Source organism: Pyrococcus sp. ST04, from assembly GCF_000263735.1.
Lineage (GTDB): Archaea > Methanobacteriota_B > Thermococci > Thermococcales > Thermococcaceae > Pyrococcus.
Genome location: NC_017946.1, coordinates 247,556 through 274,201, shown reverse-complemented (window position 1 = coordinate 274,201; position 26,646 = coordinate 247,556). Strand labels below are relative to the sequence as shown.

The window sequence follows — 26,646 nt, the reverse complement described above, 5'->3', positions numbered from 1 at the left end:
CTAAATTCATCCTAACTAGAGTAAGAGTGAAGGAAAATGAAAGAGATTGCAAGGTTCATTGCAGACGAAATAAAGACTGGAAAAATTGCAGAGATTGGGATTGGACATTATTTTGAAGTAGCAAACACGCTAAAAGAGTTGGGGTTAGAAGTAATTGTTATTGATATAAGACCCGATGTCATAGAGAAAGCAAGGAAATTAGGACTCGAAGGCTTTATTGACGATATATTTAGACCAAATTTCAAGATATACACCGAAATTAGGGCAGTATACTCAATAAGACCAACTCCAGAGATGATGCCGGCCCTTCTCAATCTTGCCAAGAAGCTTAGGATTCCCCTTTATATTGTTCCGCTTACCGGAGACATCCCGCCTAGGGAGATGAAGTTAATTAACTATAAGGGAATACCAATATACAAGTGGGAGCCATGATAGTTAAGGAAGTTTTGGAGATAGCAGAAAAGATAAAGAGTATGGAAATCAGGGGAGCAGGAAGGATAGCCAGAGCTGCCGCACAAGCTTTAATGATACAGGCGGAGAAGAGTAAAGCGAAAGATGAAAAAGAGTTATGGGAAGAACTTAAAGAGGCTGCAAAAATTCTGTACAATACAAGACCAACGGCTGTTTCCCTCCCAAACGCCTTAAGGTATGTAATGCATAGGGCAAAATTAGCGTACTCTTCTGGAGCAGATTTGGAAACACTCAAATTTACCGTCGTAAATTCAGCGAAGGAGTTTATACACAACTCCGAGAAGGCTATTGAGAGAATAGGAGAAATAGGAGCAAAGAGGATAGAGGATGGAGATATTATAATGACCCATTGCCACAGCAAAGCTGCAATAAGCGTAATGAAAACGGCTTTTGATCAGGGAAAGGACATCAAGGTCATAGTAACTGAGACAAGGCCAAGATGGCAGGGGAAGATTACAGCAAAAGAACTCGCAAGTTATGGGATTCCAGTTATATACGTCGTTGACGCAGCAGCCAGACACTATATGAAAATGACGGATAAAGTTGTTATGGGGGCAGACTCAATAACTGCAAATGGAGCAGTTATAAACAAAATCGGAACAGCATTAATAGCACTTACGGCAAAAGAGCACCGAGTTTGGGTCATGATAGCTGCGGAAACCTATAAATTCCATCCAGAGACAATGCTTGGACAGCTTGTTGAGATAGAAATGAGAGATCCAACAGAGGTTATTCCTGAGGAGGAACTCAAAACATGGCCAAAGAACATTGAGGTATGGAACCCTGCATTTGACGTCACCCCTCCAGAGTATATTGACGTTATAATAACCGAAAGGGGAGTAATACCACCTTATGCGGCTATAGATATATTGAGAGAAGAGTTTGGATGGGCTTTCAAGTATAGGGAACCTTGGGAGGAATAGCGAAGACATTTTAAGGAGTTAATACTATTTATTTCTAGCCCGGGGAGCACCGCCGAGGGCGGGGTCGATGAACTTGGGCGGGTTAATACCCCCGCTTTTCTCGAACATTTGCCATCATTAAAGATGTCCGAAAGACATTTAAGTTCATTGATACTTAACTTGATAGCTTGAGGAAATATTGTGTACATTTACTTTACAAACGTAAAGAAGAACACCAACGAATGCCGAAAGCTTTATATTTAATCAACTAAAAATACCTAATGCATAAAAATGTTCAGACGGACATATATGTCCACTGTGAGGGGTGAATGATTATGGAAGAAGTCCTTAAGAGAAAACTCGAGAAAGGTCCTCTTAATTTTGAAGCTTATTTTTCTGAGAAAGCGTTAAAGATGAAGGCTTCCGAGATTAGAGAGCTTCTCAAGCTCGTTGAAACAAGTGACGTCATAAGCCTTGCGGGAGGTCTTCCTAATCCAAAGACATTCCCCGTCGATATCATTGATGAAATACTCGATGAAGTGATGAGAGAACATGCCGATAAAGCCCTCCAATATGGAACTACCAAGGGATTCACTCCACTGAGACTTGCGATAGCGGAATGGCTAAGGAAAAGATACAACATACCAACATCGAAAGTTGACATACTTGTGACTAGTGGCTCTCAGCAAGCCCTTGATTTAATAGGTAGGGTGTTTCTCAACCCTGGAGACATAGTTGTTGTCGAGGCACCAACATACCTTGCAGCACTTCAAGCCTTTGGCTTTTACGAACCAACATACATTCAAATTCCTCTAGATGAGGAGGGTATGAAAACCGAAGTTTTGGAGGAGAAACTGAGGAAGCTAAAATCCGAAGGAAAGAAAGTTAAACTCGTCTATACGGTTCCAACTTTCCAGAACCCGGCTGGGGTAACAATGAGTGAGGAAAGGAGAAAACATCTCCTAGAACTTGCCAGTGAATATGACTTTATAATAGTAGAAGACGATCCCTATGGAGAGCTTAGATACTCAGGAAAGCCAGTTACAAAAATAAAAGCCCTGGATACTGAAGGAAGAGTACTTTATCTAGGAACATTCTCAAAGATATTAGCTCCAGGATTTAGGTTGGGATGGATAGCTGGGGAACCCCACTTTATCAGGAAATTAGAGATAGCAAAGCAGAGCGTTGATCTCTGTACCAATGCTTTCGGCCAGGTTGTTGCATGGAGATACTTGGAAGGAGGCTACTTAGAGAAGCATATCCCCAAGATAATAGAGTTCTACAGGCCAAGGAGAGATGCCATGCTTGAAGCCTTAGAAGAGTACATGCCCGATGGGATAACGTGGACGAAGCCAGATGGAGGAATGTTCGTCTGGGTTACACTTCCGGAGAAAATAGACACGAAAGTAATGCTTGAAAAAGCCATTAGCAAGGGAGTCGCATACGTTCCCGGAGAGGCGTTCTATGCTCATAGAGATGTAAAGAACACAATGAGGCTCAATTTCACATATGTGGACGAGGAGCAGATTAGAGAAGGTGTAAAGAGACTTGCAGAGACAATTAAAGAGGAGTTATAACAAAGATACCTTGCTAAATTTTTTATAATATTTCATCAAACCGAAATTCTTTTTAGACCTTTTAGGTAATTTAGCCTTAGATTATATTGTCGTTTTTTGCCCAACATATTGGCAAAAATATCGATTGGAGGTGACACATCGTGAAGTGGAAGGGTATACTATTGATCGCTGTTTTTCTGTTTGGAGTCTTCGCTAGTGGCTGTATTGGAGGAGGAGAAACAGCAACTGAAACTGCAACAAAAGTAACCTTAACAGGGGACTTCACTAAAGACGTTGTTGAGATAGGAAAGATTCTTGAGAAGAACGGAATTAATGAGGTGAAGTTTGCAGCTTGGGGCTCAGGAGATCCAAACAGCGTAATGAGAGTCTATGGAATAGTGGACGCAGCCTACAAGATAAACAGAATTTGGGAACAAAACGGAATTAAGGTAAAGATAACAGTCACAACGAAGTACGACCAGAGTTTCAAAGATCAATTTAATGAGTTCCTAAGCAAGCAACCTCTTGGCCAAGCCGGTGACTTTTTCGTTAACAGCTATGCATTCCTGCCAACCTTGGCAGAAGAGGGATACATACTCGACATAACCGACTACGCCAATGCATATCAGAACGTGATAAACGACTTCTATCCATCACTCCTCGAGGCTGCAAAATACAAGGGGAAGTTATATGGCCTCCCCCAAGACACTGAAGCTAGACCCCTTTACATAAGAAAGGATGTAGCAAAGTGTGCGGGTCTCGACGTTACAACGTTGCCGGAAAAAGTCAAGAATGGAGAATTCACATGGAGCGATGTCTACCATTGGGCTAAGATTGCAAAGGAAAAGGGATGTGCAGAGTGGGGATTAATACACAGGAAAGGCTCCGCACATCCAGACCTCATTCAGTTCATATTCGCATTCAATGGCAAACTCTATGATGAGAAGACAGGAAAGCTAGTTCTTGATGTTCCCGCGGTGTACAAGTGGCTTTACGTTGAGTGGAAATTCGCTCAGGATGGACTGTTGCCAAAAGACATTATGAGCTGGGACTGGGCAAAGCAGATACACCCAACGATCGTTGAAGGAAAAACGCTCTTTGATATTGGTGGAACATGGTACTGGACCGAGTGGCAGACCAAACAGTACTACCATGGAAGGGGACTCAAGCCAGAAGAAGTTAAAGAGTGGTTTGCCTACACCCTTTTCCCAGCTGGAGAGAAGGGAGACAAGCCAGTAACTTTAAGCCAGCCCTTCATCTGGATGATAAATTCAAAAGCAGGCCAACTAAACCCCAAGTATGAGGAACTCAAGGATGTCTACCATGCATTAGCATTCTTGATGGTAATCAAGGCAAGCGATCCAGAGATAAATGCAATCCACAGCGTCATCTCTGCCCACTTACCAGTGAGAAAAGAAGCTGCTAAGTTAATAAAAGACGAAGCATGGCTCAACAAACTAAAGAACTTAGATCTAGATCTTGCTCCAGAAGTCAAGGATAACATAAAAGAAATCGTTGAAAAGACAGTTAACCCAATAAACGCTCAATTCTTGGCAGATGTAAGCTACATGCTAGAGTACACCCATTTAGCTCCAGCTCATCCAAAGTATCCAGCCCTCGCAGACATCTTTAAGGAGGCTGTAGACAAAGTTTTGAGAGGGGAGATGACACCCGAGGAAGCAATTAAGTTCATAAAAGACAAGATCTCAGCAGACAAAGAGCTCGCAGAGAACGTAGAGATAATTGGAGAAATACCAACTGACTGGAAGTTTCCCCAGGGGTGATTAAATGAAAAATGAAAAGCTAAGAGATCTTTCTTTCTTCCTTTTTCCCATGATTTTCATGGTCGTTCTCTTTTATGTAATACCCCTAGTTCTGACCGTCTACATAAGCTTTACCGGCATGAGGAATTGGAACGTAGATAAGTACCTTTCTCAAACAGTTGGGCTATATAATTATGAGAGACTGTTTCATATGTTCAAATATGACCCTACTTTTAAGGCCGTTATTCTTACCACCATTGTGTTCGTCCTTATAACACTCATGATAAACGTTCTCGGTGGTCTTGGCCTGGCCTTAGCGACGTTTTTTATGGAAGATAAACCCGCATCAACTTTCAGGCTATTATGGTTATTACCTAGAATGTCCCCAATTGCTGTTTATAGTTTGGTTTGGTACTACTTCTTCCATGGTAGCTCAATTGGAACCCTAAATTCAATACTCATAAAGCTTGGATTAATTCACGAACCAATAGCTTGGGGTCAAATAGTACCTTGGGGAGCTTGGAGTGTGATAATATTTGTTAATGGGCTTGTAGGAGTTAGCTTTGGGATGATAGTGTTTACCTCAGCCCTAAATCAGATACCAAAAGAGCTAGTTATAGCCGCGAGAGTTGATGGTGCATCAGCATGGGAGATATCCAGAAAAATTTTGCTCCCACTAATGAAGTGGCACTTCCTTTACGTTTTGACCTGGCAGTTCCTAAGCCTACTAACGACGTATCCTCACCTCTTCCTACTAGTTGAATGGGACCTAGTGGATAGGGATTACGGAACAACGTTAGCCCTGTATGTATTCAATACAGCATTCGGTAGAGGAGAACAAGATCAAGGGTTAGCGGCTGCGGCTGCAGTAATACTCTCGATAATTGGGATTATTGGAGGTACAATAACCCTGAAGGTTCTTCAGTTTGAGAAAATGATCAAGAAACCAAGGGGTGACTTCTGATGAAAGACGTTGAGACAAGACCTAAGAAATATGAATGGGTTCTAATATTAGCAATATTCCTCGCTACACTTCCTCTGATTATTGGATTTGGTCTCCTAATGCTTTCAAGCTTTAGCAAGGATATGGTTACAAACTTTGACTTGAAGAGCTTTCAACCAACAATAGAGAATTGGATAAATGTGTTTAGAGGGAAACTTGCCATTACAGGTGGCGTTAGAGTTAATATGGTTAGGATAATTATCAACACACTAATAGTAGCATTGGGGGTCTCAGGACTTGTAACGCTGATAAGCGTGATGTCAGGATATGCACTCTCAAGAATGGACTTTAAAGGGAGAAAATGGATGATAGTTTCATTAATGCTTCTTCATGCATTTCCCGGAGTTGCGTTAATAGTTGGAGTTTACTTGTTATACAGAATTTCATTTCCAGAACAACAGAACCTCGTTAGACTTTACTCTTTTATATACGTTATCTTCGCGAGGGCAGCCCTAGAAGTTCCAATGTCCGTTTGGCTGATGAAAGGATTCTTTGATACAATACCTTGGGAGTTTGAGTGGAGTGGAATTATAGACGGTGCATCCAGGATAACCGTCTGGAGAAAAATAATGCTACCCTTAGTTAAACCAGGAATACTTGCAGTTGCACTCTTTGCATTCTTGGCAGGGTGGCAGGACATAATCTACGTGAGAACGTTCCTCATTGATCAGACATTAGCAACGTTTATCGAGGCCAACATAGAGGCAGAATATACTCACATGCCACTAATTGCAGCTGCAGGGACATTATATCTACTTCCAACGATAATATTCTTCCTTACAGCCCAACAGATACTCCTTAGAGGGTATTCTGGAGGAATTAAGGGGTGAGGAGAATGGTGAGTGTAAGGCTCGAAAATATAGTGAAGAAGTTTGGGAACTTTACGGCACTCGATAATGTTAACCTTGAGATCAAAGATGGGGAATTTATGGCTCTCTTAGGTCCTTCAGGGAGTGGAAAATCGACCCTCCTTTATACAATAGCAGGAATATATAAGCCAACTTCAGGAAGGGTTTATTTTGATGAAAAAGACGTGACAGAGCTACCCCCAAAAGAGAGAAATGTAGGATTAGTATTTCAGAATTGGGCACTTTATCCCCACATGACTGTTTATAAAAATATAGCATTTCCACTAGAGCTCAGAAAGGTTCCAAGAGAGGAGATAGAGAGGAAGGTGAGGGATGTAGCAAAAATGCTACACATAGAGAAGTTACTCGACAGATACCCATGGCAACTAAGCGGTGGGCAGCAACAGAGAGTTGCAATAGCTAGGGCCCTTGTAAAGGAGCCAGATGTTCTATTACTCGACGAACCATTAAGCAACTTAGATGCACTTCTAAGGTTAGAGGTCAGAGCAGAGTTAAAGAGACTCCAGAAAGACCTTGGAATAACGGCAGTCTACGTAACTCACGACCAAGCAGAAGCACTGGCCATGGCCGATAGAATTGCTGTTATAAGAGAAGGAAAAATACTACAGGTCGGCACACCCGATGAGGTTTATTACAAGCCAAAATATAAATTCGTTGGAGGATTCTTAGGGAATCCACCAATGAACTTTCTAGAAGCTAGAATCGAAGATGGAAAACTTGTAATTACAGAGGAGAGCTCAATTCCAATTCCCAGCCAGTATAAAGATATTATCAGCAAAGTCAACGTGAAAGAAGTTCTAATAGGATTCAGACCCCATGATGCCAGAGTCATTAAGGGGATTGGCGAAGGGATAGTTGGAGAAGTTTACTCTTTTGAACCTTTGGGAAGAGAGCAAATTGTTACGGTATCAGTTAACGAAGAGATTGTGAAGGTATTCGCTCCAGAAGGAGAAACGTTTACCTTCGGTGAAAAAGTAACGATAGAGATTAATGAAGACTCCATAGTACTTTTTGACAAAAAGAGTGAAAAAGCCCTTGAACTACTCAGCTAAGCTCTCTTATTTTTCAAAAATTCACTATCAAAAACAACCATGAATCCCTCTTAGTAGCTAAATCGAAAATATTTGAGCTTTTTTGACCAAAGAAGGCTAAAATTGGTTTCATTTTTGGACAAACCTTTATAAAGGAGTAAAGAGTAGCTTCATTTAGTAGTGGTAAGGAGCGAGAGGTGATATTATGAGCGGAGATGAAGTTCAATTCCAAGGTAATTACGATGATTACATAACTTACCTAAAACGAAGAATCAGAAACCTTGAACTTCAAGTGAGAATGCTTGAAGCTGATAAGGAAAGGCTCGAGAGAGAACTCTCAAGATTAAGAAGCGAGATGTCAAGACTGAGGCAACCCCCTGCCTTCGCCGGTACTGTGATAGAGGTTCTTGACGATGACAGGGCAATAGTCCAAAACTACAATGGACCGAGGTTTGTAGTAAGGATAGCCCCCTGGATAGACAAGAGTAAACTTAGACCAGGAACGAGAGTTGCCCTAGACCAAAGAACAATGGCAGTTGTCGAAATTCTACCAACTTCCAAGGATCCAACAGTTTTAGGGTTTGAGGTTATAGAAAGGCCAAATGTAACATACAATGACATAGGCGGTTTGAAAAAGCAACTACAGGAACTAAGGGAAGCAATAGAACTACCACTTAAACATCCGGAGCTATTTGAAGAAGTTGGAATAGATCCTCCAAAGGGAGTCCTCCTATATGGACCTCCAGGATGTGGAAAGACTTTAATGGCGAAGGCATTGGCCCATGAAGTTAATGCCACGTTCATTAGAGTCGTTGGAAGTGAGTTGGTAAGGAAGTACATTGGAGAAGGTGCAAGGCTAGTACATGAGTTATTCGAACTCGCAAAAGAGAAGGCCCCCACAATAATATTCATTGATGAAATTGATGCAATTGGTGCAAAAAGGATGGACGAAACGACAGGCGGTGAAAGAGAAGTCAATAGAACACTAATGCAACTATTAGCCGAGATGGATGGATTTGACCCAAGAGGAAATGTAAAGGTAATAGCAGCAACAAACAGGCCAGACATACTAGATCCAGCTCTATTAAGACCTGGAAGATTTGATAGACTCATTGAAGTTCCACTTCCAGACTTTGAAGGCAGGTTGGAAATACTAAAGGTTCACACGAGGAGAATGAAGCTAAGAGGGGTAGATCTTAGGGTAATAGCTGAAATGACAGAGGGGGCAAGTGGTGCCGATCTTAAGGCAATAGCAACGGAAGCAGGAATGTTCGCAATAAGAGAGAGGAGAACCTATGTAACTCAAGAAGACTTCCTTAAGGCAATTGATAAAGTGCTCGGCAACGAAAGAAAACTAATGCAACAAATACTGTCTCATGAGATAATTTATGGCTGATTTCTACTTTTTTTCTCTCTAGAATAAGCTATGCAAAACGTAAACGCTGAAAGTAGATATACAATCCCGCTTATATAAAATGGCCACATTAATGAAAAGTTAAACATCCACCCTCCAATATATTGTCCCACTCCATAAGAAACAGTCCATGCAAAGCTTTTTAGAGCGAGAGCCGTGGACTTCTCATTCTCTCCGAAAAACTTCAAAAATAGTGAATCCCACAGAGGAGTCTCCATGTTTACTAAAAGCATTCTCAGGGAATGAAAGGCCACGGCAAGGGGTAATGACCCCAAGGGAATTAGCGAAGTCAACACAGCCGTTGCAGACGTGAAGATAACTATTATTGAAAAACTTGAAAATTTTTCGGCCAGATAAGGGGAAATAAGGGTTCCAAAACCAGTAAATATCATGAAAAATGTGAATATTTTTCCTATATCTTCCACACTAACTCCATAAAAGTCCCTAAACCACGGGCCCATGTAGTTCATTGTTATTCCTCCCGCAATCCCTATTATAGCAATGGGTATAGAGAGAATTGCTATCCTGAGTATCAGTCTGCGTGTAAGATTTATCTCATCGACGACTCTTTCCTCAACCGATGAGGCTAGGTATATTATTGCCCCTTGAAGAGGAACGAAGAAAGATGCTATTATTAGAGTAGTTCTATAACCGAGTATTGATGCAAGATATCCACCAAGAAGCGTTCCGAGGCCACCTCCTACTGTTGCAAGTCCCCAATTTAATGAGAAGGCATAATTTCTTTTTTCTTCTTCAACTGCCTCGGAGAGTAAGCTGATAAGGGAGGGATATTCAAGTGCCATGCCTACACCGAAGGTTATGGAGGCAAGTATCAAAAGAGGATAAACCGGGGCAACAACATGAATTATCCTTGTTGTCATGAAAAATCCAACTGCAAGGAGTATGCTTCGCTTGTACCCAAACTTTGCAGTAAATGGGCCAGTAAGGAGGAGAGCAAATGCCTGGGTAAGAAATATGACTGAAAAAATGACTCCAAGGGCTTCGTAATCATAACCAAGTGACTGAAAGTAGAAAGGCTGAACGAACCATGCCATAGTCCCTCCTAGCCAAGCAACGAAATAGTAAAGGACAAGGAGATAGGCATTCTTTGTGAGCTTGTACGACATCATGCCTTCTCCCTATAGTTGGATTTATAAGAATACCTCCAATTCAGTTGTGATGGCGACGATAATATTTGTAGGGAGATCAAATGTAGGCAAAAGCACACTAATATACAGGCTTACAGGAAAGAAAGTGAGGAGGGGCAAAAGACCAGGGGTTACAAGAAAGATCATAGAGATAGAATGGCGAAATCACAAAATCATTGACATGCCAGGATTTGGTTTTATGGCAGGCTTGCCTAAAGAAGTTCAGGAAAGAATAAAGGACGAGATAGTTCATTTCATAGAGGAGAACGCTGATAAAATAGATGTAGCCGTCCTTGTCGTCGATGGTAAAGCGGCACCTGAGATCATCGAAAGATGGGAAAAGAGGGGAGAGATACCAATAGATGTCGAATTTTACCAATTTCTTTCTGAGCTAAAAATACCAACTATTGTTGCGGTGAATAAGCTCGATAAAATAAAGAACGTCCAGAAAGTTATACACTTCCTTGCAGAGAAGTTCGGCGTCCCTTGGACTGATATTGAGAAGGTATTCATACCAATATCTGCCAAATTTGGCGACAATATAGATTTACTCAAGAAAAGGATTGACGAGCTGACAACTAAAAACCTCACAAAAAAGTAGCCAAAAAGATGTTCAAAAAATTCTGTGTACAAAAATACAATAAGTGGGATTACAATGTCCAAATCACCAATAAATATTATGATCAAAGAACGCCTAGAACAACATGCGTAATTGTTTCCTTAACACCATCCAATGAAGCTATCTCCTCAAGTATTTCATCAAGTCTGCTCTTATCAGCCTCAATTATTAGATCTATATCTCCAGTTACACGGTAAACTTTCTTGACTCTTAACTTCTTTATTGCATCATATACCTCCTTTCTCTTTGTTGGTTCTATCTTAACAAAAATGAACACATCCCCTTTCTTTTCGCCAAGCAACTCAAGGGCCTTCTCGGTCAAATCTATAAAACCCCTACCTGTCCTAATATACCCTAGCTCTTTCAGAACCTTTAAATGGTTGCTCAGAGCCTGCCTTGTTATCCCCAACTCTTCTGCAAGCTCGTCCTGAGTCTTTTCTACTGTGTGAACTTCAATTGTTTTGCCTTCTCTATACAATTTCCTTAAAAGTTCAACCTGTCTATTGGTGAGCTCAACCCTATCCCTTGTCATAGAGCTACACCATCCTTGAACTTTACAAACATAACTCCTTTACTGGTTTCATAAATCTTTTGGCTAAAGAGCATCTCTGTCAAGTAGTCCAAGCTCTTCTCCATCCTCCCTAACCCTAATTCTACCAAACCTAATCTCATGCACATTCTCATCCTTAACTGGAGTTAAGATATCAACTCTTCCCTCACTGAAATTTATCCCTTTAAGTATTCCAATTCCCAGACACAAACCTTCCCTATCCAGAAGACCAACGAGAAGGTTCCCAAGCTTTGAAAAATCAAAGTACCTAACAACATTCTTATCTACCACCCTTGGGCCTTCAGTGACATCAGCCTTAACTACAAAGTACTTATCTCCAATCTTTCTCCCATGTAGTATAACCCACTTAAACAACCTTTCTAAAAGCGATTTTTCGGTATTCCCAATTGGCTTACCTTGGAATATCGACGTTCCGGTTATGTTAACTTCTGAAAGGCTAAAACTTCTTAGCTGGGAATTTTCAAAGTATCTTCTCCATTTTTCCTTTCTTATAGCTCTCCTTTCATTTCTGGAAAATAGTCTTGCTTTCTCACTTACCTCGAGCTTTACGGTTATATCCTCATATCCCCTTATTATCGGCCCAAGCTCTCCTTCCTTCTCAAGAGCAAGTATTAAGTCGGGCTTGACATTCTCTATTTTAAGCCGCTTTAACTCCACACCAGACCCATATATCATTCCCGTGGTATCAATAAGGACTACATCCGCAAGTTTCCTTCCGATTTCAGTTAACCTTGAAGTTCCAACAACCATTTCACCAAAGAACTGATTTGGAGTTATACTTCCAACGAAGTAGTGGACATAAGGAGTGAGCTCATCCAAGGAAGAAAATTTAGAATCAACAAAGGCCAAGCTAATAGTTGCCGGAGGTAAAATCCCCTTCTGACCAATGTCCGCATCAACTATGGCAACTCTTAAGCCATTAGATATAAGTTCATTCGCCAGATAGACCGTGAGTGTAGTTTTTCCCGTATCAATATCACCTATTATCATTATTTTTGCAGGTTTCTTTAAGTCTAATATCTTTCTAATGGCATCAATCCTATCCTGGGGCACATCTTGTGTGAAAACAGCCTTATTAACTTCCATGATTCTCACCTTTAACCTTTATATGAGCGGGAGGATATTAACTACCATGCTTGATCCATTTAGTGAAACCGCTAAATACCTACTAAAAGAATTCGGCTCAATTAATGAGTTCATGAGCACAATACCAAAGATAATTGAGATTGACGAGGCTATTGAAAGGCTTAAGATTGTAAAAAATGATAGCCTCATAGAGAAATTCTTGGATATCCAGGATATAAGAGATTTAGCCCAGTTCTACGCTCTTCTAGGAGCCCTAGCTTACTCTCCCTATGGATTTGAACTCGAATTAGTGAAAAAAGCTAACTTAAAGATTTATGAAGAGAGAATAAAGAGAGTGGGCAAGGTAAAACCAGAAGAGATAAGCGTGAACGTTAACATAGCTACGGAATTTCCAACAGATGACATGAAAGTTCTTGAGAGGGTATATGGCAAACTCCCCGAGTATGTTATCAAACTTTCAGACTTTTTAGATCTACTTCCGGCAGAACAACTCTCAAAATACTACATAACGCACGGACTTGTATATTTAAGGAAGGAAGACTTATTGAATGTTTGGAGACTGGCCTTTGAGAGAAACATTGAAAGGGCAATAAGCATGCTCTATGAAGTTAGAGATGAGTTGCCAGAATTCTATAGAGAACTACTGGGAGAGATAAGGAGATTTGCCGAAGAAGAATTCCACAGTAAAATTTCAGAAGTTAAAGGAGGAGTTCTAAAGCCAGAGCTATTCCCACCTTGTATAAAAAACGCCTTAAGAGGTGTTCCTCAAGGCTTGAGAAACTATGCAATAACTGTGTTACTCACAAGTTTTTTAAGCTATGCCAGGATATGCCCTAACCCCCCACGGAGAAATGTCAGGGTCAAAGACTGCATAAACGACCTTAAAGTAATTACCGATGAAATTCTTCCAATGATTATCGAAGCGGCGAATAGATGTTCTCCCCCTCTCTTCGAAGATCAACCTAACGAGATTAAGAATATCTGGTATCATTTGGGATTCGGTTACACTGCTAATCCATCGTTGGAGGACAGCGGGAATTCAATATGGTACTTCCCACCGAACTGTGAAAAAATAAAGGCCAATGCTCCCCAGCTCTGTACCCCAGATAAGCACTGCAAATACATTAGAAACCCATTAACGTATTATCTCAGGAGATTATACTTGGAGGGGAAGAAGAATGCTTCTGAGAGAAGTAACACCAGAGGAAAGAAGTGAATTCTATAAAAAAGAATGGAGCTCAAGAGACATACCAAGATTCATAGTGGACACTCTCGAAATGAGAGAATTCGGATTCGATCATACTGGAGAGGGACCAAGCGACAGGAAAAACCAGTACCATGACATAAGGGATCTAGAAGATTACATCAGGGCAACAAGCCCATATGCAGTATATTCAAGCGTTGCCCTCTATGAAAGACCCGCAGAAATGGAGGGATGGATTGGAGCAGAGGTTGTGTTTGACATAGATGCAAAGGACTTGCCCCTAAAAAGATGCGACCATGAACCCGGAACAGTCTGTCCAATATGTCTCAACGACGCGAAGGAGTTAGCAAAGGACACCCTCATAATTTTAAAAGAAGAACTTGGATTCAATGACGTTCACGTTATTTATTCGGGCAGAGGATTTCACATAAGAGTATTAGACGAATGGGCATTAAAGCTTGACTCTAAGGCTAGGGAGAGAATACTCGCCTTTGTTTCAGCCAGCGAAATTGAAGACATTAAAGAGTTCAGAAAACTGCTATTGGAGAAGAGAGGATGGTTTGTTTTACATCATTCATACCCCAGGGTTTTTAGAATGAGGTTTGGATACTTCATTCTGAGAGTGAAGTTCTTCCATCTCCGAAATATGGGGATAAGGAAGAATATTGCAGAGAAAATAATTAGCTCCAAAGAGGAGATATATGAAGGATTCGTCAGAAAGGCAATCTTAGCATCTTTTCCTGAGGGGGTAGGGGTTGAAACACTTGCAAAACTCTTTGCACTCTCTACAAGGTTTTCAAAGTCGTATTTCGACGGAAGAGTTACGGTTGATATAAAGAGGATCCTAAGGCTACCCTCCACACTTCACTCAAAAGTAGGGCTTATAGCAAAATACATAGGAACAACTGAGAGAGACGTTATAAAATTTAATCCATTTAGACATGCAGTTCCAGAGTTCAGGCGAAAAGAAGTTAAAGAGGCATATAAAAGATGGTGGGAAGAGTTTGAGGCGAGGGGGCTATAGCCCGCCTTCTGTACCTGCGGGGGCATTCGACTAAGCGGCCTACCACGGGCCTCACACCGGGAACTCATTGGCCCTAACTCGGCCTTGCACCCCGCGGGACGGCCGTTTCACCGCTCCCCTCGGGATTGTCTGCGGGTTAGCTCGGCTCCTGTCGCCAGGAGCCTTCTCCGCTTTCATCCACATCCCCCGAGGGACGTGTCGTTTCTGTGCCGTTGCCCTCCCTCTCGGGAGGTGCCTTGCGGCACCGCGGCCCCGGTGCGGTGGGCGGAACTTCCTCGGGTACGAGCCCGACAGCCCCCAGCCCCCTCGCCTAAATTATTAACCTTCCCTCTCTACTATAAATCTTTGGTACCATAGTCTTGAAATCTCCTCAACTAACTCCGCTTTGTAAAAGGCTTCCCTAAGGCTCCTTCCAACCGTCACAATTCCATGCCTCTCCAGTATGACTGCATCATAATTTTTTATGGCCTCAGAAACCTGTTCAGCAAGTTCAACACTCCCAGCAGGTCTAAAAGGGAGAACAGGAACTTTCCTGAGATAGAGCTCAGCTTCTGGAGTTAACATAGGGGCCTCCTTTTCAAACATTGAGAGAGTAATAGCATATGGAGGGTGAAGGTGGACAACGGCATTTACGTCATGCCTATTCCTGTAAACCCCAATGTGCAATCTATACTCTGATGATGGCCTTATTGGAGAGATAACGTCTCCATTAATTGTGATAGTTGCAATTTGCTCGGGAGTGAGTTCCTCCATAATCCCGCCGGTCGCCTTTATGAACACGTACTTTCCCATCCTAACGCTTATGTTTCCTCCAAATGATCCAGTAAGCCCCTTCTTATGGGCAAGTTTCGAGTAATAAACGAGCTTAAGCTTGATGTTCCTCATGTACTATCACCTCAATTCCGCACTCAACACAAACCGCCTTCTTTCCTCTCCACCTCAATTCTCCACCGCAGACTGGACATACGTTGAGTTTACCACTCTCTTTCCACAGCTTATATGTTTCTTCATCGATATGGAGGTATATAGTCTTCTTTCCTTGGGTAAATTCACCAAGAACGGGATAACTCTTCAACTCAAATGTTTTTGCATCTATTATAACCGGTTCAATGCCCAGATTTTCTTCATATTCAAGTTCATTTGCCGGTAAAATTTCAACAACGTAACACTCAATTTCTTTGTCGTAGTAAGCTATTAGCTCCAGTGCATCGCTTAAATCGCCACTAGCAGAAATAAAGTCAATGACAATCATGTTCTTCTGGGGTATTAGGAGGGCTATAACGAACTTGTTTCTGAATATTGCCAACCCTTCTCCAGCATAAAGCTTCTTAAGCCCAATATCTTCAAGGAGACTTGAAACTTCTTCAGGATCCGGAATTCCCTTAACATCCACTATTTTCTTCCACAATCTTTTTGCAACTGGAAACGCACCCATAATTGGCTCATACACATCCATACCCATCCCCTATTTGATTACGGCATAGGCTTAAATAATGCTCTCTACGAGGACTGGCAACATTAAGACTCCCATATAAGTTACCCTGAAGACATTCCATCGTGGGGCGAGAAATCCAAGAAATGTTGCTGATAGCATTAGGAATATCCCAGGAAGACCATTGTAAACGAAGCCCAAAACGAACAGAAACACCATTATGGACAGAATGCTCTGTCTGTACCACTTGAAGGCAACCTTTCCCATAAGAATTGCCAGTCTGGGAGCAAAGACTATGACCAACATTGCCGCCGAAAGGCCGAGTGAATATAAGAAGGGTAGCTCGTTTACAGAAACTTCTCCTATTGCTACCATGACTCCGTTTCTCGTTTTACCCGTTAAGGCAAGATTTGCAAGGGAGAAAGCATAGGCTGCCGTGTTTGTTGAGTAAATTATCGTTAAGTAGTCTCTATCATCTCTAGTAAACTTTGAGCCAAGAAGAGATGCCTGACCAGCCGTCAGTGTTGGCAACAAAGAGGCTAATGCTCCAAAAAACGTCCCAAGGGCGGAAAACTTTAACAATCTTTTAAATCCAACTGTGAGCTCACCGTCACTAACTTTAACTTCCTTTGGTGGATTTAAGTATGCCTCAACGAGTAGGGGAAGAGCAAAAAGCCCTGTAAAGAGGGGATAAAATGGATCCCTGAGGGGCATGCCGAAAGCTATGTATCCCAAAAATCCAGATAATAAGAATATCACCGTTGCGCCAATCTTGTTTCGCTGAGATAGGATAAGGAAAAGTGATAAAAACACTATGAATATTACGCCAATTTCAAACCTATACAGAGGAGCAACACGAGCGTATAGTGGATATGCAAGGATTGCCAAAATTACGGCAAGGGTACTCGCTGTTACCGAAAGTCTCACTAATTCCCCAAATCTACCTTGAAGAACCATTCTATGAGAGGGCAACAGAGATGGCACAGTATCATCTCCATCCGGAACACCAAAAAGTGCAGAAGGTATTGAATCAAGGAAAGTGTGAACAAGTCCCATGATGAAAAGCACAGGAACTGGAAGAGCTAGCCTGCTTAGCGAATTAACATGAAGGCCAGGGGTTAATCCCGTTAGCGTTCCAAAAGATATTCCCTGAATTAGTTGCAGGAAGAGTTCACGCAAATGTCCTCCCTCCCTTGAACTATAAGGACTGGATTAGAATAATAAGTTGAGAACACCCCAAAGGCATCTAACTTATCACCTGGCTTCACATTTAGTTGCTCTCTGATCTTAACAAGAACTTTACAGCCGTTTTTTGACACCTTAATCAGTAAAGATCCTCTTTTCATAGAAGCTTCCTCAACGACCCCAGAAACACGACCCACTTTCCCAATCTCAGGATGGCATATCATGTTTTCCATGGTAGCCCTCTGAGTAACGTTACAGGAAAGGCAGAGATAGTCCCTAAATCTCTTCAAAGCTTTGAACTCGACAATATCCCCAACCCTACCAGTAACATTAGAGAGGGGCATATCTAGACATTCGACCTTAACCCTGTCATCAAGAACCTCAGATATCCTGCATCCTCCGGAGACTATCATCTCATCTGCTATTCCCAGGATTGAAAAGTTCGAAGCATATACAGTAATTCTGCTTCCGGAAACTCGAGTTATACCTAGTACACTAACCCTATGACCAGGAGTTAGCGTTTTATTATCCCTTAGATAGACCCTGACACTTCTGTTTTCCCATAACATTAAAGCCGGATTCCCACCGTATAAAACTACTCCAGTAAAATTAAAGGGAAAACCATCCCTCGGTTCTCTTAGCCTTCCTAATTTTTCGTATTCAACTGGAACTAATCTACTTCCAAAGAAGACCCCTCTGACTTTTACAATATCTCCCGGGGTAACATTCTGTAGCCCAAATCTCAACTTGATTTTCTTGGGGGTTAGAATAGAGGGATAATAGTCAACCCAATACGCTCCTATATACTCCTCAAGCTCTAATGTCCCCTCCCTTATTTCCCTGGGCTTTATCCCTTTTCCCCGATAAATACCAACTACCCTGTATACCTTCCCCGGTTCCAGATAAGAGTATACTGGCACTGAAACTTGGCCATCTGTAAGTATGCTAAAGTCACCAGAAGAATATGCACAAACTCCAACGAACTCTACAAGGCTTCCTTCGCTTGCATCCGATAATTTAGTTGGCTCTTGATTTGAAACTATTAGAGCAAGGCCCAAGAAAACTATTGACAAAAGTAAATATATCACATCTCTAATCTGCATATTTTGAACTTGCTAATATCATTTAAATATGTTTATCTTATAGGAGTAATTTAATACCCTCAGGAGTTATGTTATACTCGATCCAATCAAGCTTATGAGCAGTTCTTCTCATCCCATAAATCCTGAGATATCTCTTTAGTGTCTTTCCTTCTTCCATAAGCCTCAATTCGATTATACCATCTACGATTGCCTTAACCATCATTTCTACGTAGGGTTCTTCAATTCCCGAGTTCATCTCAAGTATCCAAACCTGCCTGTTTCTGTGGGCAAATTCTCTAAGTTCCTCCAAGAATTTGTAGATCTCTTTTCTAGATGTCTCAAAGAAAACAGGTGTCATTGAAGAGATAAAACCAACTATCTTGTCAGCGTGAGTTGTCGAAAGTATCTTGAGTGTTGTATCTTTAATAGCATCAAGCAATCTAGTAGTGTCACTTAAATCTGCTATTACTGTTTCATCAAAGGAGAACTTTGGAGCCTTTCTAAGTCTCTGGCTATAAGCATCAAGAAGAATTATCTTCTCATCTAGGAAGGGCATAAACTCCCAACCAAAGTCCAAAGCATTACTAATGAATTCATACTTTGAAACGTCTATTAGAACCCCAATGACGGGGGTTCCATTCCTCAACTGGTTATATGCAAATTGAGTCAAAAACGTACTTTTACCCGCCTTTGGATCTCCAATAAGTAGAATTACACTTCCCCTTGGTACACCTCCACTGATCAAGTCATCTAAAATTCCAGTGGGGATCCTCTCAACTGTCTTTTCTATTCTTTCCTCTCCATTCTCCGACATTGAGGCCCCCCTGCTAGTAGATTTCTCCGCTTGGATATACGACAACTCCATTTGGACCAATTTCGAATGGATACTTCTTCATTGAATGCCTCGTCTCACGCATTTTCCTAATCAAGATATATCTCTTCAACTCGATGTTTCTCTCTTGGAGGTCTAGGACTATAACACCTCTTGCAATAAATTCCTCAATTCCATACCTGCTTATTTTACCATGCTGGGGGTCTGGAGCTTCAGTCGTAAGTATAGTAGTCACACCCATTTCGAGAAGGATAGTGTTTAATTTGAGCAAAACCTCTCTTATTTGCCTTTCCTCCTCTAGTCTGAGAGCTATCGATGGTATGGAATCTATAACAAGCCTCTTCGCGTTTATAGCCTTCACAACGCGGTAGATATACCTAAGGAAGTTATCGATGTTAAATCTGTCCTCCAAAACGAACCTCTCTTCACTTGGAAGACCTGCAGTCGCACTAACACCATCAACAATCGCTATCATGCCCTCCTTTTCGTACTTCTCAAAATCCCAGCCAAAAGCGGCCATTTCTCTTCTTAAGTCTTTAGCTCTCTCTTCTAGAGTTACAAAAACTCCAGGCTCGCCGTATTCCTCGGCCCCTTTGTATATGAACTGAGCAGCAAATGTAGTTTTACCCGTTCCAGTGCCACCTGTAAGAAGAACAGTAGTACCCTCTGGAAACCCTCCCTCAATTAATTCATCAAATCCAGGAATACCACTTTTAACTCTCCTAATTGGTTGATAACTCATGATCATCACCCCAGATAAGCCTGACCTATTCGTTAGTTCTTGGGCTTAAAAATATAAACCTTTTGCTATAAAATTCCAAAATCGTTAGAAGGATAGTGCTTGAAAAAGATAAAAATTAGAAAATCTACAACAGGCAAAACTCCATGCTAAATATGTCCCCCGTAGCTTGATATTCCAAAGCCCTACAGTCATGGCAAATATATCTCAAAGAACACTTATTACAGCCCTCTATATAGTCTTTGGTAAGTTTCCAGAATTTCTTTAGTCTCTGTTTTTTCAGTATTTTTCTCAAACTTTCCTTAGTTATATCACCAACAACAAACTTTCTGAGTAGAGGACAAGGAACAGCAAATCCATCGGGTGTTATAGCAACTAAACCAGCCATACAGTTATTATACTGGGTTGCTGTGGGATTTGTGACTTTCCTTACTTCTATTGGATTAAAGGTAAGACCTCTAAGAGAACCAGGATATAGGAGGTCTATCCAAATTTCTCCAGCAAAATCTAATTCCTTTTCTACTAACTCACGATACTGCTCATATGTTGCGATAACTAAAAGCACGTCAATGTCATGGTCGTTTATAGTGTTCAATGAGTCCAGTTCTTTAAAGAATATCTCACAAACAACTTTAAACTTCCTATCCTTAGGTATCCTTTGAACATCCTCAAATAGGGCAATTAAATATGTTTTAAGATCCTTGGAAGCTGCATATTTGGCGAGTCTAACTGCTTCCTCAATGCTATCATAGTTAGTTATGTAAACTTCTCCTCCCTTTGCTATCTCTGCAAACTCATCGATTATTTTCATGAACTTCTCCAATGGAATTCTCTCCCTATACAGTGTTATCTTATTGTTACCAATACAACCAATGCTCCTTGGAATATAAGATGAGTCCGAGAAGACACCCTTTCCAGAACCTATTAAGAGGATTATTCTCTCAAGTTTTCCAGTATGCGGAATTGCTACCCAAGGGGGTTTTGAAATAGTGGTTATTCTCGCACCACTAACGGGCACTTCATGACTTATTGTTTTCGCTTTCTCCACTATCACTCACCAAAAAATAAAGATAGCAACGATTTATATTAACTTTTTCTATACGGATTTTACACACCACTCAAAGTAGTGAGTAAAAAATTGAAAAGAAAGCTTCTTTCACTTAACTGGAATATGTCTATCACCCTCAATCCAGAACTCTCCCTCCTCAGTTACCTCCCTCTTCCATATCGGAACCCTCTTCTTAACCTCGTCAACAATCCAGACACAAGCATCAAAGGCCTCTCTCCTATGCTTGGCCGACACAACCACGAGAATCGTGTTCTCCCCAATTTCAAGCTCACCCACTCTATGCCATATTAAAGCATCTTTTATTGGAAACTTTTCCAGGGCCTCCTTTCTTATTCTTTCCATTTCGGCCAATGCCATTTCTTCATAAGCTTCATATATGAGTTTTTTAACTCGTTTTCCCATATTTTCGTTTCTCACCTTTCCCAAGAATACCACTATGCCCCCAGTTTCTTCAGAGGAGACTAAGTCAATTGCCTTCTCCAAATCGAAATCCGCTGGCTTTTTAAAGAGGCCAATCTTTTCATCCATCTCAGGTCCCAAGATATTTAAGAGAGCCAGCTTAAAAATTATGTGGGGAGGCTGTGATGGAAATTGAAGAAATTAAAAAGGCAATAGAAAGCGAAAACATAGAAAAGGTCAGAGAAATTCTACCAAAGATTATAGACTCCGCAACGGATGAAGAGCTGAAGGAAATACTTGAAATGGTTGAAGAACTGGCCAAGAAAACCAATAATATTGACCTTTACAAAAATGTTGTCTATTACTATGCAGAATTCTTTGGAATCGACAAAATTACCGAATTTGAGGAGCTAGCTAAGAAGGCTGGATTCGAAGGCTTACTGCAACTAGCCGATCTATATGCTCTGCTAGGATTCCCAGAAAAAGCCCTTGAGGTCTATAGAGACCTTACTAAGGAGATAGAAGATCCAGAAAAGCTAGGAGAAGTATATTATGGGATGGCAACAGTTCATGAGGAACTTCAGGAGTATGAAAAAGCATTAGAGCTTATGAAAAAAGCAATAGAAGAGTTTAGAAAGGCAAATAACAAAGAAAAAATGCTCCAAGCTGAAATCTATGAGGCATATCTCACTTTTGAAGCCGGCGATAAGGTCATGGCGAAGGAGAAGCTTGCAAGACTCCTTCCAGAGACGCCTAGTGGTGAGTTAAAAGCCCAAATACACCTTGCATTCGAAGAGATATTCGAAGATGAGGAAAATTATGAAGCAGCAATCCAAGAATGCCTATACGCGATGCTTGAGGCTAAGGGATCAGATTTCTTTGAGGTAGCATTTGATGGGTTAATAGACGTGATATGGCAACTAATGCTTGAAGACGAGTTTGAGGAGATATACAATAATATGCCAATGTTTAAAGCCGCATTTCCGGAGCTAGGAGACTTCTTTGAAGGGGTGAGAAGGATAGCCTTATACAAAGATGGGAAAATAGGGAGAGAAGAAGTCAGCGAGATAATACTCAAAGTTAAAGACGAGAGATTAGTTTCCCTCTTAGAGTTCCTAGGGGAGGCAGAACTATGAGGAGGCTAGATTATAGCAAGGCCATTGATAGAATAGTCTCCTTCATAAGAGAAAACGCAGAGGATGGAGTTGTCATAGGAATAAGTGGGGGAGTAGACAGTGCAACCACAGCATATCTAGCGGTAAGGGCATTAGGAAAAAAGAAAGTTTTAGGCCTAATCATGCCGTACTATGAAAACAATGATGTCGAAGATGCCAAGCTTGTTGCAGAATCCCTGGGAATTAACTACAAAATTATCAGTATAAAACCAGTAGTTGACGAGTTCGAGAGAGCAATAGGAGAAGAAATCGACAAAAAGACCTTGGGAAACATAATGGCTAGGACAAGGATGGTTCTACTTTATGCCCACGCAAATTCTCTAGGAAGACTAGTCCTTGGAACCAGCAACAGGAGTGAGTTCTTAACGGGATATTTCACAAAGTGGGGAGATGGGGCCAGTGATTATGCACCTTTAATAAATCTTTACAAAACTGAAGTCTGGGAAATTGCAAGGATTTTAGGAGTACCAGAGAGAATAGTAGCCAAGAAGCCTACTGCAGGACTATGGGAAGGACAGACTGATGAAGATGAGCTGGGAATCACATATAAATTGCTTGATGAAATATTATGGAGGCTTGTTGATCTGAAAATGCCAAAGGACAAGATAGCTGAGGAGCTAAATGTTCCTCTCGAGAGGGTAGAATACGTTGAGAGGCTTATAAAAAATAGCGAACATAAAAGAAGATTGCCAATAGGACCAAGTTTCGAAGACCTTATACAAGAGCCTTAAGTATTTCAAGCCTTCTTTTGCTCATTAAAACTTTTGGATGCTTCATTAGGGCCTTCACAACTTCAAAGTAATTTCCACTAGCAAGTTTCTCAAGATCCGTACCACCAAGTAGCTGTACAAATACATCAATGTCTTCATCAGTTAGCTTCTCCATAGCCCTTCTTAACCTAAGCAACTTCTCCATCTTTGGACCTTCAGTTTCCCACCACTCTTTTGTATAGTTCTTTAAAAGCTCAACATTCTCTTCCTCTAGGGCTCTAACGATCCATTTGGATGCAATTGTCGATGCTTTCATGGCTTCGTACATTCCTCCACCGTGAACGGGATTAACTTGCCTAGCAGCATCACCCACTACAAGAACATTGTCCTTGACTAACTCCTTAACGAATCCCCCCACGGGAACTAAACCAACGTTAATTTCAAGGATCCTGTTCCTGGGGATATTGTTCTCCTTGAGCCACTTATCGAGGTAATATTTGGCCGTCTTCTCGTTGTCTGAATTTATCCCAATTCCAACATTTGCTCTGTCCTCATCCTTTGGGAATACCCATACGTAACCGCGAGGAGCTATTTCATTCCCAAACCATAAATGGATTAAGTCGGGATCATACCCCTCTATCAACATCTCATATTCGTAAGCAGAATCAAACTCATGAGGAGGAGCATACGTGTTTATTCCTGCTTTCCTTGCCACAGTACTTTCAACACCATCTGCAGCCACTATAATTTCAGCCTCAATCTCTATGGGTTCTCCTTCGTGCTTTGCCTTGACTCCCACTATTTTACCATTCCTTTTTAGAACATCCACGACTTCAGTTCTAGCTAGTACCTCTGCCCCTTCCTTAGCGGCATAATATGCCAGCATTTTGTCGAATACTTTCCTTTCAAGAATAACCCCACTAACTTCCTTGTACCTCAGCTCGGCAGTATATCCACTTGGAGAGTATATCCTGGCCCCATAGATTTCTCTGTTGATGAACCTTTTATCATAGGGAATGTCGAATTCCTTGAAGACGTTAACATTAATTCCCTCGGCGCACTGTTTTGGTGTCCCAATTGCAGGTTTTTTATCAACCAGCAGAACAGAAAAACCAGCTTTAGCAACATTTCTAGCAACTATTGGGCCCGCAACCCCAGAACCAACTACAATGACATCGTATCTCATTGAGACACCTCCTCGTAAGTTAGTGCCCCAACTGGACAGGCCTTTATGCATATCATGCACGAAATGCATTTGTCCTCAATAAAGTGCCAAGAAGAGGAAACCTCTATTGCAAGGGTGGGACAAACTCCAGCACAACCGCCACAGAGATAGCACTTATCCTCATTCACCATTACCCTTATTTTCTTTCCCATGATTATCACCTTCAAGTATCTTTGCTTCATCTAAGACAACCTTGTTTTCATTTATCATCTTTACTGGAACGAATTTAGCCATCTCAGAAATTTTTTCCTTAACTTCTCTTTCCTTAAGGTTCAACCTATCACTAAGCTCCTCAATTGTGGCCTCCCCGTTGAGGAGTAGGTAATGTAAGATGGCTAATTGGGTCATGTCACCTATAGTCCTAAGATACTCATCCTTAATCTTCCTTATGAGCATGTTCCGATAAGCCTCAATCGACTTAAAAGCCCTGAGAACTTTTTCAAGCTCTTTATTTGCCTTTAAAAACTCGGATAACATCTCATTTAAATTCTGAGGGCTCTCCTTAAGGCCTGAGAGTGTTATTTCTACATCAATAGGCTCTGGAGAATCTATATCAAATCCCCTATACCAGAACATCTCAGGAGTTAGAGTCACGACATAGGATTTGGCTATTGATATCTTATAGTACTTCTTAGTAGGGCCTATGAATCTCTCCTCTTTTTCATAAGACTTCAGAATACCTTCCCTTTCCATTATCTTAAGATGCTTAGCAACTGCAGTGGAAGACACTGTAACTCTACTACTTAAGAGACTAAAGTAGCACTCAGTACATGTTAAATGAGATAGCAAATCCCTCCTAACTTTGTTACCCAGGATATAAAAGACGTCTGGTTCCATATTCACCACCTACCCACATGTGTGGCGCAAAGCTTATATATTGTGCATTCAACCTTCGGTTGACAACCTTGATTGAAGCCAACTTTAGGTTTGCTAATGAGCGTTATAAACGTTTAGATGGAGGTGAGTGAGATGGGATTGATTAGTGATGCTGACAAGAAGATAATAAAAGAGGAATTCTTCTCTAAAATGACAAACCCAGTTAAGCTCATCGTATTCATTGGAAAAGAACATTGTCAATATTGTGACCAGTTAAAGCAGCTCGTTCAAGAGCTATCTGAGCTTTCAGATAAGCTCACTTACGAAATAGTCGACTTTGACACTCCAGAGGGACAGGAGTTAGCAAGGAAGTACAGAATCGACAGAGCCCCAGCTACCACCATAACCCAGGATGGAAAGGACTTTGGAGTCAGGTACTTTGGCCTTCCAGCTGGTCATGAGTTTGCAGCATTCCTTGAGGACATAGTAGATGTTAGCAATGCCCAAACTGATCTAATGGATGAAAGCAAAGAAGCACTTAGAAACATAGACCAAGACGTTAGGATACTCGTATTCGTAACACCAACCTGCCCATACTGCCCACTGGCAGTCAGAATGGCACATAAATTTGCTATAGAAAACACCAAAGCTGGAAAAGGCAAAATCCTTGGAGACATGGTTGAGGCAATTGAATATCCAGAGTGGGCAGATCAATACAACGTCATGGCGGTTCCAAAGATCGTCATTCAGGTCAACGGCGAAGACAAGGTACAATTTGAGGGTGCTTACCCAGAGAAGATGTTCCTCGAAAAGCTCCTTGCCGCTCTCAGCTAAACCTCTTTATTATCATTATTAGTGCCAAAATTCCAAGAGGAATCGTTCTGTTGAGTTCTAAGGTTCTCTCAATTTTTGGATCTGGATACCTTTTAACGACCCTCCAGTCTATTCTTACGCTAAAGTCTTTAACATGAGCAAGAATTTCTACTCCATATCCAATCCTCTTTATAGGATAGAAGAAGGGAATAACACCTGAAAACATATCTAAGAGAAGATGTGACAAAATACCCAATGAGAACATCATTAGATAAGGGGAGACAAACGACAATAAGAAAAGAGGGAGAAGTAAGAAGAAGGAGTGAAGATAAGATCTATGCTCCTTAGCAAAAACATCTAAATCAGGAAAAATTGCCCCGAAAATCAGAAAAGCTAGGTGTATCGGATCAGGATTTTGAGAAAAAGCCATGTATGCAATCGCTGGTATCGAAGCATGCTCCACCGGATCCATGTTTTCAAGTTTCTAGTTCCTGTTTAAATATTTCGC

29 protein-coding genes and 1 other RNA gene are annotated in these 26,646 nt (G+C 41.3%); 14 read left to right on the top strand and 16 right to left on the bottom strand.

The window, feature by feature from the left end; genetic code table 11:
- The first annotated feature begins 36 nt into the window (after positions 1-36).
- From PY04_RS01445 to PY04_RS01410, 8 genes are all read left to right on the top strand, one after another.
- Complete coding sequence (locus PY04_RS01445) at positions 37-432, top strand: UPF0146 family protein (protein WP_014733404.1); 396 nt, start codon at positions 37-39, stop codon at positions 430-432.
- Positions 429-1,394 (top strand): ribose 1,5-bisphosphate isomerase, encoded by a 966-nt coding sequence (locus PY04_RS01440; RefSeq protein ID WP_048055882.1) that lies wholly within the window; start codon positions 429-431, stop codon positions 1,392-1,394. Before PY04_RS01445 ends, PY04_RS01440 begins: the two co-directional genes overlap by 4 nt.
- A gap of 314 nt (positions 1,395-1,708) precedes the next feature.
- Positions 1,709-2,950 carry a PLP-dependent aminotransferase family protein gene (locus PY04_RS01435; protein WP_014733402.1) on the top strand — a complete coding sequence of 414 codons (1,242 nt, stop codon included), beginning with the start codon at positions 1,709-1,711 and terminating at the stop codon, positions 2,948-2,950.
- A gap of 140 nt (positions 2,951-3,090) precedes the next feature.
- Positions 3,091-4,713, top strand: a complete 1,623-nt coding sequence (locus PY04_RS01430; protein ID WP_014733401.1) for an extracellular solute-binding protein — start codon at positions 3,091-3,093, stop codon at positions 4,711-4,713.
- A 4-nt stretch (positions 4,714-4,717) separates the two neighbouring features.
- Positions 4,718-5,656 (top strand): carbohydrate ABC transporter permease, encoded by a 939-nt coding sequence (locus PY04_RS01425; protein WP_014733400.1) that lies wholly within the window; start codon positions 4,718-4,720, stop codon positions 5,654-5,656.
- Positions 5,656-6,525, top strand: coding sequence for a carbohydrate ABC transporter permease (locus tag PY04_RS01420; protein ID WP_014733399.1), 870 nt, complete (start codon positions 5,656-5,658; stop codon positions 6,523-6,525). Before PY04_RS01425 ends, PY04_RS01420 begins: the two co-directional genes overlap by 1 nt.
- Before the next feature lie 5 nt (positions 6,526-6,530).
- Positions 6,531-7,616, top strand: a complete 1,086-nt coding sequence (locus PY04_RS01415) for an ABC transporter ATP-binding protein (RefSeq protein ID WP_014733398.1) — start codon at positions 6,531-6,533, stop codon at positions 7,614-7,616.
- Positions 7,617-7,800: 184 nt separating this feature from the next.
- A complete protein-coding gene (locus PY04_RS01410; protein WP_014733397.1) occupies positions 7,801-8,991 on the top strand; it encodes a proteasome-activating nucleotidase in 1,191 nt (396 codons plus the stop codon).
- On the opposite strand, the gene PY04_RS01405 is transcribed toward PY04_RS01410, so the two are convergent.
- The gene (locus PY04_RS01405) at positions 8,982-10,136 is read right to left on the bottom strand and encodes an MFS transporter (RefSeq protein WP_081482810.1); all 1,155 of its coding nucleotides are present in this window, start codon (positions 10,134-10,136) and stop codon (positions 8,982-8,984) included. The genes PY04_RS01410 and PY04_RS01405 overlap by 10 nt on opposite strands.
- 52 nt (positions 10,137-10,188) lie before the next feature.
- Between PY04_RS01405 and engB the strand changes: the two genes are divergently transcribed.
- Complete coding sequence (gene engB, locus PY04_RS01400) at positions 10,189-10,758, top strand: GTP-binding protein EngB (RefSeq protein ID WP_048056170.1); 570 nt, start codon at positions 10,189-10,191, stop codon at positions 10,756-10,758.
- A gap of 82 nt (positions 10,759-10,840) precedes the next feature.
- Here the strand turns inward: engB and PY04_RS01395 are convergent, their stop codons facing one another.
- Entirely contained in the window at positions 10,841-11,308 is a 468-nt protein-coding gene (locus tag PY04_RS01395; protein ID WP_014733394.1) for an Lrp/AsnC family transcriptional regulator, read from the bottom strand.
- A 63-nt stretch (positions 11,309-11,371) separates the two neighbouring features.
- On the bottom strand, positions 11,372-12,433 hold the full coding sequence (locus PY04_RS01390; RefSeq protein ID WP_014733393.1) for a Clp1/GlmU family protein: 1,062 nt from the start codon (positions 12,431-12,433) through the stop codon (positions 11,372-11,374).
- Positions 12,434-12,479: 46 nt separating this feature from the next.
- Here PY04_RS01390 and priL point away from each other — a divergent pair, with 46 nt between their 5' ends.
- The gene (gene priL / locus PY04_RS01385; RefSeq protein ID WP_014733392.1) at positions 12,480-13,649 is read left to right on the top strand and encodes a DNA primase large subunit PriL; all 1,170 of its coding nucleotides are present in this window, start codon (positions 12,480-12,482) and stop codon (positions 13,647-13,649) included.
- Positions 13,612-14,661, top strand: a complete 1,050-nt coding sequence (gene priS / locus PY04_RS01380) for a DNA primase catalytic subunit PriS (protein WP_014733391.1) — start codon at positions 13,612-13,614, stop codon at positions 14,659-14,661. Before priL ends, priS begins: the two co-directional genes overlap by 38 nt.
- On the opposite strand, the gene rnpB is transcribed toward priS, so the two are convergent.
- The 9 genes from rnpB to PY04_RS01340 form a co-directional block, all read right to left on the bottom strand.
- An RNA gene (gene rnpB, locus PY04_RS09400) (RNase P RNA component) lies at positions 14,647-14,971 on the bottom strand. The two genes, priS and rnpB, sit on opposite strands and share 15 nt — an antisense overlap.
- Before the next feature lie 8 nt (positions 14,972-14,979).
- Positions 14,980-15,546, bottom strand: a complete 567-nt coding sequence (locus tag PY04_RS01375; RefSeq protein WP_014733390.1) for an aldolase — start codon at positions 15,544-15,546, stop codon at positions 14,980-14,982.
- Positions 15,527-16,117 (bottom strand): membrane protein, encoded by a 591-nt coding sequence (locus PY04_RS01370; protein ID WP_014733389.1) that lies wholly within the window; start codon positions 16,115-16,117, stop codon positions 15,527-15,529. Before PY04_RS01370 ends, PY04_RS01375 begins: the two co-directional genes overlap by 20 nt.
- A 30-nt stretch (positions 16,118-16,147) precedes the next feature.
- A complete protein-coding gene (locus PY04_RS01365; RefSeq protein WP_048055880.1) occupies positions 16,148-17,272 on the bottom strand; it encodes a tripartite tricarboxylate transporter permease in 1,125 nt (374 codons plus the stop codon).
- The gene (locus PY04_RS01360; protein ID WP_014733387.1) at positions 17,248-18,381 is read right to left on the bottom strand and encodes a hypothetical protein; all 1,134 of its coding nucleotides are present in this window, start codon (positions 18,379-18,381) and stop codon (positions 17,248-17,250) included. Before PY04_RS01360 ends, PY04_RS01365 begins: the two co-directional genes overlap by 25 nt.
- Positions 18,382-18,418: 37 nt before the next feature.
- Positions 18,419-19,174 carry an RAD55 family ATPase gene (locus tag PY04_RS01355; protein ID WP_014733386.1) on the bottom strand — a complete coding sequence of 252 codons (756 nt, stop codon included), beginning with the start codon at positions 19,172-19,174 and terminating at the stop codon, positions 18,419-18,421.
- A gap of 13 nt (positions 19,175-19,187) precedes the next feature.
- The gene (locus PY04_RS01350; protein ID WP_014733385.1) at positions 19,188-19,934 is read right to left on the bottom strand and encodes an ATPase domain-containing protein; all 747 of its coding nucleotides are present in this window, start codon (positions 19,932-19,934) and stop codon (positions 19,188-19,190) included.
- A 124-nt stretch (positions 19,935-20,058) separates the two neighbouring features.
- Entirely contained in the window at positions 20,059-20,979 is a 921-nt protein-coding gene (locus PY04_RS01345; RefSeq protein WP_014733384.1) for a radical SAM protein, read from the bottom strand.
- Between the two features lie 108 nt (positions 20,980-21,087).
- Positions 21,088-21,528, bottom strand: coding sequence for a molybdenum cofactor biosynthesis protein MoaE (locus tag PY04_RS01340; protein ID WP_014733383.1), 441 nt, complete (start codon positions 21,526-21,528; stop codon positions 21,088-21,090).
- A 56-nt stretch (positions 21,529-21,584) separates the two neighbouring features.
- Between PY04_RS01340 and PY04_RS01335 the strand changes: the two genes are divergently transcribed.
- Positions 21,585-22,535 (top strand): lipopolysaccharide assembly protein LapB, encoded by a 951-nt coding sequence (locus PY04_RS01335; protein ID WP_014733382.1) that lies wholly within the window; start codon positions 21,585-21,587, stop codon positions 22,533-22,535.
- Complete coding sequence (locus PY04_RS01330; RefSeq protein ID WP_014733381.1) at positions 22,532-23,305, top strand: NAD+ synthase; 774 nt, start codon at positions 22,532-22,534, stop codon at positions 23,303-23,305. The genes PY04_RS01335 and PY04_RS01330 overlap by 4 nt, the downstream gene beginning before the upstream one ends.
- Here the strand turns inward: PY04_RS01330 and PY04_RS01325 are convergent.
- Genes PY04_RS01325 through PY04_RS01315 form a run of 3 tightly spaced genes read right to left on the bottom strand, consistent with a single transcriptional unit; the run spans position 23,289 to position 25,346 of the window.
- Positions 23,289-24,470: an NAD(P)/FAD-dependent oxidoreductase gene (locus PY04_RS01325; protein ID WP_014733380.1), complete on the bottom strand. Its 1,182-nt coding sequence runs from the start codon at positions 24,468-24,470 to the stop codon at positions 23,289-23,291. The two genes, PY04_RS01330 and PY04_RS01325, sit on opposite strands and share 17 nt — an antisense overlap.
- A complete protein-coding gene (locus PY04_RS01320; RefSeq protein WP_014733379.1) occupies positions 24,467-24,661 on the bottom strand; it encodes a DUF362 domain-containing protein in 195 nt (64 codons plus the stop codon). Before PY04_RS01320 ends, PY04_RS01325 begins: the two co-directional genes overlap by 4 nt.
- Positions 24,630-25,346: a helix-turn-helix domain-containing protein gene (locus tag PY04_RS01315; RefSeq protein WP_014733378.1), complete on the bottom strand. Its 717-nt coding sequence runs from the start codon at positions 25,344-25,346 to the stop codon at positions 24,630-24,632. Before PY04_RS01315 ends, PY04_RS01320 begins: the two co-directional genes overlap by 32 nt.
- A gap of 132 nt (positions 25,347-25,478) precedes the next feature.
- Between PY04_RS01315 and PY04_RS01310 the strand changes: the two genes are divergently transcribed.
- Complete coding sequence (locus tag PY04_RS01310; RefSeq protein ID WP_014733377.1) at positions 25,479-26,159, top strand: thioredoxin family protein; 681 nt, start codon at positions 25,479-25,481, stop codon at positions 26,157-26,159.
- Here PY04_RS01310 and PY04_RS01305 read toward each other — a convergent pair.
- On the bottom strand, positions 26,152-26,610 hold the full coding sequence (locus tag PY04_RS01305; protein ID WP_048055879.1) for a metal-dependent hydrolase: 459 nt from the start codon (positions 26,608-26,610) through the stop codon (positions 26,152-26,154). The genes PY04_RS01310 and PY04_RS01305 overlap by 8 nt on opposite strands.
- Between the last annotated feature and the right edge of the window lie 36 nt (positions 26,611-26,646).

Coding starts and splice junctions, on each gene's coding strand:
- PY04_RS01310 (WP_014733377.1), top strand. CDS start 25,479: ATGGGATTGATTAGTGATGCTGACAAGAAGATAATAAAAGAGGAATTC.
- PY04_RS01435 (WP_014733402.1), top strand. CDS start 1,709: ATGGAAGAAGTCCTTAAGAGAAAACTCGAGAAAGGTCCTCTTAATTTT.
- priL (WP_014733392.1), top strand. CDS start 12,480: ATGCTTGATCCATTTAGTGAAACCGCTAAATACCTACTAAAAGAATTC.
- PY04_RS01375 (WP_014733390.1), bottom strand. CDS start 15,546: ATGAGGAACATCAAGCTTAAGCTCGTTTATTACTCGAAACTTGCCCAT.
- PY04_RS01395 (WP_014733394.1), bottom strand. CDS start 11,308: ATGACAAGGGATAGGGTTGAGCTCACCAATAGACAGGTTGAACTTTTA.
- PY04_RS01390 (WP_014733393.1), bottom strand. CDS start 12,433: ATGGAAGTTAATAAGGCTGTTTTCACACAAGATGTGCCCCAGGATAGG.
- PY04_RS01415 (WP_014733398.1), top strand. CDS start 6,531: ATGGTGAGTGTAAGGCTCGAAAATATAGTGAAGAAGTTTGGGAACTTT.
- PY04_RS01350 (WP_014733385.1), bottom strand. CDS start 19,934: ATGAGTTATCAACCAATTAGGAGAGTTAAAAGTGGTATTCCTGGATTT.
- PY04_RS01325 (WP_014733380.1), bottom strand. CDS start 24,470: ATGAGATACGATGTCATTGTAGTTGGTTCTGGGGTTGCGGGCCCAATA.
- PY04_RS01420 (WP_014733399.1), top strand. CDS start 5,656: ATGAAAGACGTTGAGACAAGACCTAAGAAATATGAATGGGTTCTAATA.
- PY04_RS01330 (WP_014733381.1), top strand. CDS start 22,532: ATGAGGAGGCTAGATTATAGCAAGGCCATTGATAGAATAGTCTCCTTC.
- PY04_RS01440 (WP_048055882.1), top strand. CDS start 429: ATGATAGTTAAGGAAGTTTTGGAGATAGCAGAAAAGATAAAGAGTATG.
- PY04_RS01370 (WP_014733389.1), bottom strand. CDS start 16,117: ATGGATGTGTATGAGCCAATTATGGGTGCGTTTCCAGTTGCAAAAAGA.
- PY04_RS01340 (WP_014733383.1), bottom strand. CDS start 21,528: ATGGATGAAAAGATTGGCCTCTTTAAAAAGCCAGCGGATTTCGATTTG.
- PY04_RS01360 (WP_014733387.1), bottom strand. CDS start 18,381: ATGCAGATTAGAGATGTGATATATTTACTTTTGTCAATAGTTTTCTTG.
- PY04_RS01315 (WP_014733378.1), bottom strand. CDS start 25,346: ATGGAACCAGACGTCTTTTATATCCTGGGTAACAAAGTTAGGAGGGAT.
- PY04_RS01335 (WP_014733382.1), top strand. CDS start 21,585: ATGGAAATTGAAGAAATTAAAAAGGCAATAGAAAGCGAAAACATAGAA.
- PY04_RS01305 (WP_048055879.1), bottom strand. CDS start 26,610: ATGGATCCGGTGGAGCATGCTTCGATACCAGCGATTGCATACATGGCT.
- priS (WP_014733391.1), top strand. CDS start 13,612: ATGCTTCTGAGAGAAGTAACACCAGAGGAAAGAAGTGAATTCTATAAA.
- PY04_RS01320 (WP_014733379.1), bottom strand. CDS start 24,661: ATGGGAAAGAAAATAAGGGTAATGGTGAATGAGGATAAGTGCTATCTC.
- engB (WP_048056170.1), top strand. CDS start 10,189: ATGGCGACGATAATATTTGTAGGGAGATCAAATGTAGGCAAAAGCACA.
- PY04_RS01355 (WP_014733386.1), bottom strand. CDS start 19,174: ATGTCGGAGAATGGAGAGGAAAGAATAGAAAAGACAGTTGAGAGGATC.
- PY04_RS01410 (WP_014733397.1), top strand. CDS start 7,801: ATGAGCGGAGATGAAGTTCAATTCCAAGGTAATTACGATGATTACATA.
- PY04_RS01405 (WP_081482810.1), bottom strand. CDS start 10,136: ATGTCGTACAAGCTCACAAAGAATGCCTATCTCCTTGTCCTTTACTAT.
- PY04_RS01445 (WP_014733404.1), top strand. CDS start 37: ATGAAAGAGATTGCAAGGTTCATTGCAGACGAAATAAAGACTGGAAAA.
- PY04_RS01425 (WP_014733400.1), top strand. CDS start 4,718: ATGAAAAATGAAAAGCTAAGAGATCTTTCTTTCTTCCTTTTTCCCATG.